The sequence below is a fragment of the Streptomyces griseosporeus genome (genome assembly GCF_014656055.1).
GTDB classification, from domain to species: domain Bacteria; phylum Actinomycetota; class Actinomycetes; order Streptomycetales; family Streptomycetaceae; genus Streptomyces; species Streptomyces griseosporeus.
Genome location: NZ_BNBR01000009.1, coordinates 360,915 through 373,469, shown reverse-complemented (window position 1 = coordinate 373,469; position 12,555 = coordinate 360,915). Strand labels below are relative to the sequence as shown.

The 12,555-nt window shown below is 71.7% G+C and carries 12 protein-coding genes; 6 read left to right on the top strand and 6 right to left on the bottom strand.

Translation table 11 applies throughout. The annotated features are described in order from the left end of the window. The first annotated feature begins 42 nt into the window (after positions 1-42). The 5 genes from lspA (at position 43) to IE308_RS35050 (ending at position 4,601) form a co-directional block, all read left to right on the top strand. Positions 43-633: a signal peptidase II gene (gene lspA, locus IE308_RS35070; RefSeq protein WP_110627604.1), complete on the top strand. Its 591-nt coding sequence runs from the start codon at positions 43-45 to the stop codon at positions 631-633. A gap of 76 nt (positions 634-709) precedes the next feature. Next, on the top strand, positions 710-1,654 hold the full coding sequence (locus IE308_RS35065; RefSeq protein ID WP_110627603.1) for an RluA family pseudouridine synthase: 945 nt from the start codon (positions 710-712) through the stop codon (positions 1,652-1,654). Beyond that, positions 1,651-2,121, top strand: a complete 471-nt coding sequence (locus IE308_RS35060) for a GNAT family N-acetyltransferase (protein ID WP_110627602.1) — start codon at positions 1,651-1,653, stop codon at positions 2,119-2,121. Before IE308_RS35065 ends, IE308_RS35060 begins: the two co-directional genes overlap by 4 nt. Before the next feature lie 111 nt (positions 2,122-2,232). Next, positions 2,233-3,819 carry a Na+/H+ antiporter gene (locus tag IE308_RS35055; protein WP_190220973.1) on the top strand — a complete coding sequence of 529 codons (1,587 nt, stop codon included), beginning with the start codon at positions 2,233-2,235 and terminating at the stop codon, positions 3,817-3,819. 41 nt (positions 3,820-3,860) lie between these two features. Then, positions 3,861-4,601 carry an SDR family NAD(P)-dependent oxidoreductase gene (locus tag IE308_RS35050; RefSeq protein ID WP_190220972.1) on the top strand — a complete coding sequence of 247 codons (741 nt, stop codon included), beginning with the start codon at positions 3,861-3,863 and terminating at the stop codon, positions 4,599-4,601. 11 nt (positions 4,602-4,612) lie between these two features. Here the strand turns inward: IE308_RS35050 and IE308_RS35045 are convergent, their stop codons facing one another. Further along, on the bottom strand, positions 4,613-5,731 hold the full coding sequence (locus tag IE308_RS35045) for a mechanosensitive ion channel family protein (RefSeq protein ID WP_190220971.1): 1,119 nt from the start codon (positions 5,729-5,731) through the stop codon (positions 4,613-4,615). A 77-nt stretch (positions 5,732-5,808) separates the two neighbouring features. Between IE308_RS35045 and IE308_RS35040 the strand changes: the two genes are divergently transcribed. Beyond that, positions 5,809-6,381, top strand: a complete 573-nt coding sequence (locus IE308_RS35040) for a dienelactone hydrolase family protein (RefSeq protein WP_110627598.1) — start codon at positions 5,809-5,811, stop codon at positions 6,379-6,381. A 1-nt stretch (position 6,382) separates the two neighbouring features. Here the strand turns inward: IE308_RS35040 and IE308_RS35035 are convergent, their stop codons facing one another. The 5 genes from IE308_RS35035 to IE308_RS35015 all read right to left on the bottom strand — a co-directional run bounded on the left by IE308_RS35035 (position 6,383) and on the right by IE308_RS35015 (position 12,410). Further along, the gene (locus IE308_RS35035; RefSeq protein ID WP_229909361.1) at positions 6,383-7,339 is read right to left on the bottom strand and encodes a zinc metalloprotease; all 957 of its coding nucleotides are present in this window, start codon (positions 7,337-7,339) and stop codon (positions 6,383-6,385) included. 286 nt (positions 7,340-7,625) lie between these two features. Further along, complete coding sequence (locus IE308_RS35030; protein ID WP_190220970.1) at positions 7,626-9,296, bottom strand: alkaline phosphatase D family protein; 1,671 nt, start codon at positions 9,294-9,296, stop codon at positions 7,626-7,628. 91 nt (positions 9,297-9,387) lie between these two features. After that, complete coding sequence (locus IE308_RS35025; RefSeq protein WP_110636309.1) at positions 9,388-10,200, bottom strand: DsbA family protein; 813 nt, start codon at positions 10,198-10,200, stop codon at positions 9,388-9,390. A gap of 110 nt (positions 10,201-10,310) precedes the next feature. Then, entirely contained in the window at positions 10,311-11,006 is a 696-nt protein-coding gene (locus IE308_RS35020; RefSeq protein ID WP_190220969.1) for a hypothetical protein, read from the bottom strand. Positions 11,007-11,075: 69 nt separating this feature from the next. Beyond that, complete coding sequence (locus IE308_RS35015; RefSeq protein WP_190220968.1) at positions 11,076-12,410, bottom strand: DUF2252 domain-containing protein; 1,335 nt, start codon at positions 12,408-12,410, stop codon at positions 11,076-11,078. Positions 12,411-12,555: the final 145 nt, after the last annotated feature.

Sequence of the window (12,555 nt, the reverse complement as noted above, 5' to 3'; positions counted from 1 at the left end):
GTACTCTCGTCTCCAGTCAGGCACCTAGGTTGAGGGACTCACGTGGCAGAGGCGGAGCGCATCATCGGTACGCCGGACACCCCTGGTGACAGCGGCGCGACGGCGGCCGGAGCGGGGGAACAGGGCGCGGCGGCCGAGCGGCCGCGCGGCAGGCGGCGGATCGCCGTGCTGTTCGCGGTGGCCGCCTTCGCGTACGCCGTCGACCTGGTCAGCAAGATGCTCGTGGTGGCCCGGCTTGAGCACCACCAGCCGATCCAGCTCCTCGGGGACTGGCTGGAGCTGAACGCGCTGCGCAACCCGGGTGCCGCCTTCGGCTTCGGGCAGGCCTTCACGGTCATCTTCACGGTGATCGCGGCGGCCGTGATCGTGGTGATCGTCCGCCTCGCGCGCAAGCTGTACAGCCTGCCCTGGGCGATCGCGCTGGGCCTGCTGCTGGGCGGCGCGCTCGGCAACCTCACCGACCGGATCTTCCGCTCGCCCGGCATCTTCAAGGGCGAGGTCGTCGACTTCATCGCGCCCAAGCACTTCGCCGTGTTCAACCTCGCCGACTCGGCGATCGTGTGCGGCGGCATCCTGATCGTGCTGCTGTCCTTCCGGGGCCTCGACCCGGACGGCACCGTCCACAAGGACTGAGCCCGGGCCGAGCGCGGCCACCGGGTTTTCCACAGGCTCGTTCGGCCGCGTCTCACCCGTCCGGCATACTCGACGGGTGAGCACGATTCCCGAGATCCGTACCCTGCCCGTGCCCGACGGCCTGGAGGGCGAGCGCGTCGACGCCGCCATCTCCCGCATGTTCGGCTTCTCCCGTACCAAGGCAGCGGAGCTGGCCGCGGCGGGCAAGGTGCTGGTCGACGGCACGGTGGTCGGCAAGTCCGAGCGCGTGCACGGCGGGGCCTGGCTGGAGGTCGAGATGCCCCAGGCGCCCGCGCCGGTGCAGGTCGTCGCCGAGCCGGTCGAGGGCATGGAGATCGTGCACGACGACGAGGACGTGGTCGTGATCGTCAAGCCCGTCGGCGTCGCCGCCCACCCCAGCCCCGGCTGGACCGGCCCGACCGTCATCGGCGGACTGGCCGCCGCCGGCTACCGCATCTCCACCTCCGGCGCCGCCGAGCGCCAGGGCATCGTGCACCGCCTGGACGTCGGCACCTCGGGCCTGATGGTGGTCGCCAAGTCGGAGTACGCGTACACGTCGCTGAAGCGCCAGTTCAAGGAGCGCACGGTCGACAAGCGCTACCACACGCTGGTCCAGGGCCACCCCGACCCGACCAGCGGCACCATCGACGCGCCCATCGGCCGCCACCCCAACCACGACTACAAGTGGGCGGTCACCGCCGAGGGCAAGCCCTCCGTCACGCACTACGACCTCATCGAGGCCTTCCGCGCCGCGTCCCTGCTCGACGTGAAGCTGGAGACCGGCCGCACCCACCAGATCCGCGTCCACATGGCCGCCCACCGCCACCCGTGCGTGGGCGACCTCACCTACGGCGCCGACCCCACCCTCGCCAAGCGGCTGCGCATCACCCGCCAGTGGCTGCACGCCGTGCGGCTCGGCTTCGAGCACCCCGGCACCGGCGAGTGGGTCGAGTACGCCAGCGACTACCCCGAGGACCTCCAGAAGGCCCTGGACCAGGTGCGCGAGGAGACATACGGATGACCCCGCGCGCGTACACGGTGCGGGTCGCCGAGGACCCCGCCGACCGCGAGCTGTGCTTCGCGCTGCGCAAGGAGGTCTTCGTCGCCGAGCAGGGCGTCCCCGAGGACATCGAGTACGACGAGCACGACGCCGGCGCGGTCCATGTGCTGGCCGTCGCCGAGGACGGGGTACCGCTCGGCACCGGCCGGCTGCTGCACGGCGCGGCAGCGCTCGCGCAGGGCACCGGCGATCCGTCCGTGGGCTCGCTCGGCCGGCTCGCCGTGGCCCGCGAGGCGCGCGGGCTGGGCGTCGGCGCGGCCCTCGTGCGGGCCATCGAGGAGGCGGCCCGCGCCCGTGGCCTGACCGCGGTCGACCTGCACGCGCAGACCCACGCCCTCGGGTTCTACGAGCGGCTGGGGTACGCCCCGTACGGCGAGGAGTACCTGGAGGCGGGCATCCCGCACCAGGGCATGCGGCGCCCCCTGTAGGCGCCGACTGCGAGAGCCGGTGGCCGTCGGCGTCGCAGGCGTCGGCCGGGCCGGGCCCATGGCAGGCTGGAGGTCTGCCGTCGGACCGTCGACCCTCCCGGAGCGCTGACCGTGGACCAGCTGGCCCTGCTGTTCGTGCTGCTGCTCGGGGCCGTGGTGAGCGTCCCGGTCGGGGACCGGCTACGGCTGCCCGCGCCGGTGCTGATGACCCTGCTCGGCATCCTCCTCGCCGTCCTGGACTTCGTGCCGAACGTCGAGATCCCGCCCGACCTGATCCTGCCGCTGCTGCTGCCCCCGCTGCTCTACGCGGCGGTACGGCGCACGTCCTGGCGGCAGTTCGCGGCCAACGTCCGGCCGATCTTCCTGCTGGCCGTGGCGCTGGTGCTGGTCACCACCGCCTGCGTGGCCGCCGTCGCGCACGCGATCGTGCCGGGGCTGACCGTCGCCGCCGCCGTCGCGCTCGGCGCGCTGGTCGCGCCGCCCGACCCGGTCGCGGCGACCGCCGTCGCCGGACAGCTCGGACTGCCGCGCCGGCTGGTCTCCATCCTGGAGGGCGAGGGCCTGTTCAACGACGTGACGGCCATCGTGCTCTACAACGTCGCCATCGCCGCCGTGGTCAGCGGCACCTTCTCGCCCTGGGAGGCCGGCCTCGACCTGCTGCTGTCCGCGGTGGTCGCGCTGGGCGTGGGCCTCGCGCTCGGCTGGGGCGCCAACAAGCTGCTCGACCTGCTCGGCGACCCCACCCTGCAGATCGGCCTGACCCTGCTCGTGCCGTACGCCTCGTACGTCCTCAGCGAGGAGCTGCACGGCTCCGGGGTGCTCGCCGTGCTGGTCACCGCGCTGTTCCTGGCCGAGTACGCCACCGACCCCGACGACGTGATGACCCGGCTCGCCGGGCACACCTTCTGGGACATCGTCGACACGCTCGTCACCGGCGTCGCCTTCGGGCTGATCGGACTGGAGCTGCACAACGCGATCCGCACCGCTCGGGGACGCTGGGAGGAGATGCTCGGCTGGGCCGGCGCCATCGTCGCCACCGTGGTCGTCGTACGGCTGGTGTGGCTGCTGCCGGCGACCTGGCTGACCAAGCGGCTGCACGCCCGGCGGGACATCGACGAGGAGATCCCGACGAGCTGGCGGGAGACCGTGATCATGTGGTGGTCCGGGATGCGCGGGGTGGCCTCGGTGGCGCTGGCCCTGGCCGTGCCGCTCACCACCGAGGAGAACGCCCCGTTCCCCGACCGGAACGAGATCGTGTTCATCGCGTTCGGCGTGATCATGGCGACGCTGGTGCTGCAGGGGCTGACCCTGCCGACACTGGTGCACTGGCTCGGCGTGGAGGCCGACACCGAACGCGAGAAGGCCTTCGAGAAGGAGCTGGCGGTGCGGGCGGCCAAGGCGGCCAAGCGGCGCCTGAAGGAGATCGAGGAGGTCGAGGAACTGCCGGACGAGCTGTCCGAGCAGATGCTGCGCCGGGCCTTCGAGATCGGGGTGCGGATCAGCCCCGAGATCGGCGAGGACGAGCGCCGCGAGGCCCACGAGAAGCGGGTGCGCCGCCTGAAGCGGGTGCGGCGGATCCAGGGCGAGATGCTCAGCGCGGCCCGGCACGAGGTGCTGTCCGCGCGCAACGAGCCGGGCGCGGACCCCGAGGTGGTCGACCGGGTGCTGCGCCACCTGGACGTGCGCAGTCTGCGCTGAAAACCGCTGCCCGCACGGCCGTCCGACCGTAGGGTTGGATCATGGCTCGCAATGTGGTGATCAGTGGTGGCGGCACGGGCATCGGACTGGCGGCGGCGCACGCCTTCGCCGCGGACGGGGACCGGGTGCTGCTGCTCGGCCGCCGTGCCGAGGTCCTGGAGAAGGCGGGGGTGCCGGGCGCCCTCACCCGTGCCGCGGATCTCTCCGAACCCGATGACGTAAGGGGCGTGGCCCGGTTCGTCGCCCAGGAGCTGGGGACCGTGGACGTGCTGATCCACAGCGCGGGCGGTGCCGGGTACCTGGAGCCGGCGAGCGGCAGCGACGACCCGCTCGACACCGTCGCCTACGACTGGACCCTGAACTTCCGCATCAACACGCTCACCGCGGTGCTGCTCACCGAGGCCCTGAAGGCCCGGCTCGCCGAGCCCGGCGGCCGGGTGCTCTTCCTCAGCTCCATCGCCGCCTACCGCGGCTCGGGCAGCGGGGCGTACGCGGCCGCCAAGGCCGCCCTGCACCCGTACGCCCACGACCTGGCCCGCGAGCTGGGCCCGCGCGGCGTCACCGTGAACGTGGTCGCGCCCGGGTACATCGAGGACACCGAGTTCTTCGGGGACGCGATGACCGAGGAGCGGCGGGCGCAGCGCATCGCCGAGACCTCCACCGGACGCGCGGGGACGCCCGGGGACGTGGCCGCCACCCTGCACTGGCTGGCCTCCCCGGGCGCCGGGCACATCACCTCTCAGATCATCCAGGTCAACGGCGGCGCCGAGCGCGGCCACTGACCCGGCCGTGGCTACCCCCGTCCGGTGCGCGGCGTCTCATGGGCGCGGCGGGGCATGCCGTCCGGTGAGGTCCGCGCATGCGGCACACCGGGCGGCTGGGCCGCGTCGGCGGTGTTGACGCGGGGCAGCGCGTAGGGGTGCCGTTCGCACAGCCAGCGGATCATCTGCTCGCGCACCGTGACCCGTACCGTCCAGATGTCGTCGGCGTCCTTCGCCGTGACCAGGGCGCGCACCTGGACGGTGTTCGGGGTGGAGTCGGTGACCGCGAGGCCGTAGTCGCGGCCGTCCCAGGCCGGGCACTCGCGCAGGATGTCGCGCAGCTTCTCGCGCATCGCCTCGACGGGCGCCGAGTGGTCCAGGTGCCAGAAGACGGTGCCGGTCATCTGCGGGGTGCCGCGCGACCAATTCTCGAACGGCTTGGACGTGAAGTACGACACCGGCATGGTGATCCGGCGCTCGTCCCAGGTCCGCACGGTCAGGAAGGTCAGCGTGATCTCCTCGACGGTGCCCCACTCGCCGTCCACGACCACGGTGTCCCCGATGCGGACCATGTCCCCGAAGGCGATCTGCAGCCCCGCGAACATGTTGCTCAGCGTCGACTGGGCGGCCACACCGGCGACGATGCCGAGGATGCCGGCCGAGGCCAGCAGCGAGGCGCCGGCCGCGCGCATCTCGGGGAAGGTCAGCAGCATCGAGGCGACGGCGACCACCCCGACGACCGCCGAGACCACGCGCATGATCAGCGTGACCTGGGTGCGCACCCGGCGGACCCGGGCGGGGTCGCTGTGCATCCGGGCGTGGGCGTAGCGGCTGTAGGACGACTCGACGATCGCGGCCGCGATCCGGATCACCAGCCACGCCGCGGAGCCGATCAGCACCAGGGTCAGCGTCTGTGCGACGCCGACCCGGTGCTTCGGCAGCACCCCGGCCTCCACGTAGGAGCCTCTGAGCAGGGCGGCGCAGAGCACCAGCTGGTAAGGGATGCGGCCGCGGCGCAACAGCCCCCACAGCGGTGTGTGGGGGTTCCTGGCGTCGGCCTTCTGCAGCAGCTTGTCCGTGGCCCAGCCGATGGCGAGGGTGAGGACGACCGAGCCGCCGATGACGATCAGCGGGCGGAGTACGTTCTCCATGCCTCCGAACCTAACCGGCCCCGGCGGGTGACGAACATGTGAGTTATCGGACGCGGTGGGTACGGCACCATGGGCTCATGAACATCATGCTCTTTCACTCGACCTATGGACTGCGTCCCGCGGTGCGCGCCGCCGCCGACCGGCTGCGGGAGGCCGGGCACGAGGTGTGGACGCCGGACCTCTTCGAAGGTGAGACGTTCGACACGGTCGAGGCGGGCATGGCGTACAAGGAGGAGATCGGCAAGGACGAGCTGCTGAAGCGGGCCGTGCTGGCCGCCGCGCCCTACTCGGAGCGCGGCCTGGTCTACGCCGGGTTCTCGCTCGGCGCCTCGATCGCGCAGACCCTCGCCCTCGGCGACGACAAGGCGCGCGGGCTGCTGCTGCTCCACGGCACGTCCGACCTCGCGCCGAACGCGCGGGTGGACGAGCTGCCGGTGCAGCTGCACGTGGCCGAGCCGGACCCGTTCGAGACGGACGACTGGCTGAGCGCCTGGTACCTGCAGATGGGCCGCGCGGGCGCCGACGTGGAGGTGTACCGCTACGCCGGGGCCGGCCACCTCTACACCGACCCCGGCCTTCCCGACTACGACGCCGAGGCGGCCGAGGCCACCTGGCGGGTGGCGCTCGGCTTCCTCGACTCGCTCAGCTGACTCAGCCGGCGGCCCGGTAGGCGGCCCAGCTCTGCTGCATGCGCGTCACCTGGCCCGCGGTGAACTGGTACATGCAGGAGTCGTACGTGTAGTCCATGAAGTTGTGGATCGGGTCCACGCCCGGCTTGTTGGTGCAGGTGTCACGGCCGGTCGGGCACTGGTAGGCCGCGCTCTTCTCGGCCGGGGTGTCGTCGACGTAGTCGCCGTTGCCGCTGCAGCCGCCCTGGAAGGTGTGGTACAGGCCCATCCAGTGGCCGACCTCGTGGGTGGCGGTGTCGCCCTCGTTGTAGTTGGCGGCGGAGCCGCCCGGCAGCGAGGCGTCCAGGATGACGACGCCGTCCATGGACGGGCTGGACTTGTAGGAGCTGGGGAAGGTGGCCCAGCCGAGCAGGCCGCCGCCGAGGTTGGCGGTGTAGATGTTCAGGGCGTTCGCGCCGCCCTTGCGCAGGGCGGTCTTCATCGCCTTCTCCTCGGCGGAGCCGGAGGAGAGGTTGTACCAGGCGGCGTTGTCCGTGTAGTCGGTGCCGGCCAGCGTGAACTGGAAGCCGGAGTCGTTGTTGCCGGTGCCCTGGCCCGCGTAGGCCGCGTTCAGCACGTTCATCTGGGAGCTGATGGCGGAGGAGCTGAGCTGGCCCTTCGTACCGTCGTGGATGACGTGGAAGTAGACCGGGACGGTGGCGGAGGCCGCCAGTGAGGAAACGCTTCTGCCGTTGGAGCGCAGCTGGTCGAGCTTCTTCTTCAGGTCGGCGTCCATGGCCTGGGCGCGGGCCTCGGTGACCTCGTTGGGCTCGGCGATGTGCGCGCCGGCCGCCGGGCGGGCCTCGCGGGCGGTCGCGGGGGCGGTGTCGGCGCACGCGGTGTCGGCGGGAGCGGCCGTGGCGACGCCCGTGGGCGCCGACAGCGGGGAGAGCATCAGGGTTCCGGCCACGGCGGCGGCGCCGAGAAGGCGTCTGCGCATGAGGGGAGATATCCGGGCAAGCGCACGCATGCTTGTCTCCTGGTGGAGGCGGTGGGGAGAACGGCCGAGGGTTCTTCCTGGCCGTCGCCCGGAGATTACGTGGACATGCCCAGGCGGGAAGAGCAGTGATCAGGCCAGATCGGCTCATAGGGATACCCCTGTACCGGGGCGGGAGGTGTGTCCGGATTCGACCGCGGATCACACCTCCCCCACGGCGGCGTGACAAGAAGTCAGCCGTTCAATGAAGCCGTCGTGGTGGCCGAAAATCGACCCTCACGCACAGCTGTCACACAGGGTCGTACGTCCGCTCGACCTTCTGCGTGCCGCTGCGGGTGCGGTACGAACGCGCCCAGGACGAGGTCGCGTTGCGGTCGGCGCGGTCGGACAGGACGTAGAAGTCCATCTGCGCCCGCTCGGCGGTGATGTCGAGGACGCCGTAGCCGTGGCGGTCGGTGTCGACCCAGTGGACGTGCCGGTTGGCGGCGCGGATCACCGGCGAGGCGAGCGCCGAGATCGTGCCTTCCGGGGCCTTCACGTAGTCGTTGAGATTGTCCGAGGTCATCGAGGTGACCACGAACTCCGTGGCCGCCGAGGCCGACAGCGGGTACGTCCCCGCGTCCACCGGCACGTCGTTCGCCCACGCCATGTGGATGTCGCCGGTGAGGAAGACGGTGTTGCGGATGGCGTGGGAACGCAGGTGCGCCAGCAGTTCGCGCCGGTCGTCGGTGTAGCCGTCCCACTGGTCGGTGTTGATGGCCAGGCCCTCCTTGGGCAGGCCGAGCAGCTCCGCGAGCGGCCGCAGCAGCTCCGCCGAGAGCGAGCCGATCGCGAACGGCGCGATCATCACCGAGTTGCCGACCAGCCGCCAGGTGGTGTCCGAGGCCGCGAGCCCTGCCTTCAGCCAGTCGAGCTGGGCCCGCCCGGTCAGCGTGCGCTCCGGGTCGTCGACCGAGCCGCTGCCGGTCGAGGCCTGCTGCGAGCGGAAGGAGCGCAGGTCCAGCAGCGACAGGTCGGCCAGCTTGCCGAAGCGCAGCCGCCGGTAGGTGGTGCCGGCGATCGCCGGACGCACCGGCATCCACTCGAAGTAGGCCTGCTTGGCCGCGGCCTGACGGGCCGACCAGGCGCCCTCGGCACCCTCGGTGTGGTTGACCGCGCCGCCCGACCAGGCGTTGTCGGCGAACTCGTGGTCGTCCCAGATCGCGACGACGGGCGCCACGGCGTGCAGCGCCTGCAGGTCCGGGTCGGTCTTGTACTTCCCGTGCCGGGTCCGGTAGTCGGCGAGGGTGAGGATCTCGTGCGCGGGCGCGTGCGGCCGCACGACGGTGCCGCCCGCCGCGTACTCGCCGGACTTGTACTCGTAGATGTAGTCGCCGAGATGCAGCCACGCGTCCAGGTCGCCGCGGGCGGCGAGATGGCGGTACGGCGCGAAGTAGCCGGCCTCCCAGTTGGCGCAGGAGACCACGCCGAAGCGCAGGTTCGCCACGGCCGCGTCGCTCGCGGGCGCGGTGCGGGTGCGGCCGACGGGGGAGTCGGTGCCGCCGGCCGAGAAGCGGAAGAAGTAGTCGGTGGCCGGGGCGAGGCCGCGCACGTCCGCCTTGACGGTGTGGTCGGAGGCGGCCGTCGCGGTGACGGAGCCCTTGGCGACGATGTCCGTCAGCGCCCGGTCACGGGCGACGACCCACTCCACGGGGGTGTCCGGGCCGGCGCCCGAGCCGGGTATCGCCTCGGCGGTGGGCGTCACCCGGGTCCACAGCAGGATGCCGTCCGGCAGCGGGTCGCCCGAGGCGACACCGTGCAGGAAGGCGGGTGCCTGGTCGGCGGCGCGGGCCGGGATCGCGGCCGCGAGCGGTCCGGCCAGGACGGCACCCGCCGCCGCGGCCTTGACGACCGTACGGCGGCGGGGCGGAAGGGAGGTGGTGTCTCCCTGCGATGTGGTTGATCTGTATCGACTGGTCACGGCCGATCAGGTTACTGACCGGTATGGGCGTGGTGCGGGCGAACTCCGAAAGTTCGCCCGCTCTTTGACCGCCCGTCCGCGGCCGGCCGGTTCAGCCCTTGAGCGCCGCGTCCAGCGCCTTGGTGTACTCGGGCACCGTCATGGGGGCGTTCTTGCCATCCGAGCCGGTCAGCTTCTTGCCGTCCATCATCAGGGTGGGCGTGCCCCCCACACCGCTCTTGTCGAAGGTGGCGGACATGTCCAGCGCCCACTTGTCGTAGGTGCCGTTCTTCACGGCGTCCTGGAACTGCTTGTTGTTCTTCAGCGCGCCGACCGTGTTGGCGATCTCGATCAGGTAGTCGTCGCTCTTGAACTTGTCGTTCGTCTCCTCGGGGTGCCACTTCGCCGAGTACATCGCCGTCTTGTACTCCAGGAACGCCTCGGGGCTGACGTTCAGCGCCGCGCCCAGGGCGCTGAGGGCGTTCTTGGAGCCCTCGCCGGTCAGGTTGCCGTCGAGGAAGGTGGCGCCGACGTACTGGATCTTGAACTTGCCGGCGTCGAGGTCCTTCTTCACCGTCGTGCCGACGGTCTGCTCGAACTGGGCGCAGACCGGGCAGCGCGGGTCCTCGTACATGACCAGCGTCTTCTTGGCGGTGTCCTTGCCGATGACGACGGTGGTGCCGTTCTCGCCGGTGGTGTGGGCCGGCTTGACGAGCTTGTCGTCCTTCGCGGCCTCCCAGTAGCCGGGCTTGTTGGCCTGGACGACCAGGTAGCCGACGCCGCCGGCTATCGCGAGGACGCCCACGACCGAGCAGGCGACGATGACCTGCCGCTTGATCTTGGCGCGCTTGGCCTGCCGCTCGCGCTCGGCGCGCAGCCGCTCGCGGGCCGCCGTCTTGGCCGCCTGGCTGTTCCGCTTGCTCATGTCGGTGTTCTCCATGGGGACGCGCACACGGGGTGTGCGGGGATACGTGAGGGGGACTGCTGGTGCTCAGGGATGCCGGCACACGCGCACAGGGCACGCGCGCGTGCGGGTCAGGCGAAGGCGGCCGAGCGGGGCGGTCCGCGGCGTCCCGGGGAGTGCGCGAGGAGGGTGCCGCGGAGGGCGGCCGTACGGCGGACGGGCCGCGGCAGGCGGCGGGGCCGCCGAGGCGGCCGTACGGCCACGGAGGCGACCGCCAGCAGCAGCGGCCGGAACGCCGTGGCGCCCACCGCCCGCACCAGCTGCGCCAGTGCCCGTTCGCCCCGGCCCAGCCAGGCGGCGGCGAGCAGGCCCACGCTCACGTGCGCGGCGAGCAGCAGCCAGGCGGTGGCGGGGGAGGCGTGGGCCAGGACGGCCGTCGCGTCCGCGCCGGCGCCCGTGCCCGTCAGCCGGGCCAGCGGGGTGCCGACGCCGGTGCCGTCGCCGCACAGCACGTCCCAGCCGACCGAGCGCAGGGGCCCGGCGACGGGGCCGCCCGCCGGGCCGTAGCAGACGTGCTGACCGGTGGTGAAGACCGTGTCGGCCGCCAGTTCCAGCGGGATCAGCAGGGCGGCGATCCGGCCGAAGCCCCGCTCGCGGCCCGCGAGGGCGTACGCGAGGACGAAGACTCCGGTCGCGACGGCGGCCACCGTGTTCAGCGGCAGCGGGACCCGGGACAGCAGCACGTGCGACGCGGTGCTGAGCGTCACGACCAGTGCCGTGAACAGCGCCGCGCGAAGCGCTCTGAAAGGGGTCCCGGATATGTCCATAGCGAAAGGAGAGTGTGTCATGCGCGGTCGTAAGAGAGCCCTAAAGGGTCCCTGTGAGACCGCGGATCGTCACAGACCCGGAATGCGTCCGTTGCGGAACAGGTCCACGAAGATCTGGTGGTCGGCACGCGCGCGTGCGCCGTACGCGTGCGCGAAGTCCACCAGCAGGGGCGCGAAGCCCTCCTCGTCGGCCGCGATCGCCGCGTCGATGGCCCGCTCGGTGGAGAACGGCACCAGCGACTCGCCCGAGGTGTCGTCCGCCGCCGCGTGCATCGCGGCCGTCGCCCGGCCCAGGTCGGCGACGACCAGCGCGATCTCCTCCGGGTCGTCGATGTCGCCCCAGTCCAGGTCCACCGCGTACGGCGACACCTCGGCGACCAGCTGCCCCGCGCCGTCCAGCTCGGTCCAGCCCAGCCACGGGTCGGCGTGCGCCTGCAGGGCGCGCTGGGAGATCACCGTTCGGTGGCCCTCGTGCTGGAAGTAGTCACGGATCGCCGGGTCGGTCACATGCCGGGAGACGGCCGGGGTCTGGGCCTGCTTGATGTAGATCACCACATCGTTCTCCAGGGCGTCGCTGTGGCCCTCGAGAAGGATGTTGTACGACGGCAGGCCCGCCGAGCCGATGCCGATGCCGCGGCGGCCCACCACGTCCTTCACCCGGTAGGAGTCCGGGCGCGCCAGGGAGGTCTCCGGCAGCGTCTCCAGATAGCCGTCGAAGGCCGCCAGCACCTTGTACCGGGTGGCCGCGTCCAGCTCGATCGCGCCGCCGCCCGGCGCGAAGCGGCGCTCGAAGTCCCGGATCTCGGTCATCGAGTCCAGCAGCCCGAAGCGGGTCAGCGAACGGGCGTCGCGCAGCGCGTCCAGCAGCGGGCCCTGGGCGGTGTCCAGCGTGAACGGCGGCACCTCGTCGCTCTTGGCGCCGGTGGCCAGCAGGTGGATCCGCTCGCGGTACGCGCCCGCGTAGATCCGCACCAGCTCGCTGATCTGGTCGTCGCCGAGCGCCTTCGCGTACCCGATCAGGGCGATCGACGCCGAGAAGCGCTTCAGGTCCCAGGTGAAGGGGCCGACGTACGCCTCGTCGAAGTCGTTGACGTTGAAGATCAGGCGGCCGGTGGAGTCCATGTACGTGCCGAAGTTCTCCGCGTGCAGATCGCCGTGGATCCACACCCGCGAGGTGCGCTCGTCCAGGTAGGGGCCCCGCCCTATGCCGCCGCTGCCGCCGTCCAGGTCGTGGTAGAAGAGGCACGCCGTCCCCCGGTAGAAGGCGAACGCCGAGGCCGCCATCTTGCGGAACTTCACCCGGAACGCGGCCGGGTCGGCGGCCAGGAGCTCGCCGAAGGCGGTGTCGAAGACGGTGAGGATCTCCTCGCCGCGCTGCTCGTCGCTGAGCTGGGGTACCGACATCGCGGGGTGCCTCCTGGTGCAGTGCAAGTACGGCAGTGTCTCTGCCGTGTCCAACGCACGAAGGTACGCGCAGGTGCCCGCCCGGTGTCAGTGGTCCGGCATAGACTTCGACGCTGACCCCGGAACTGTCCCCCCACCCGTCGCC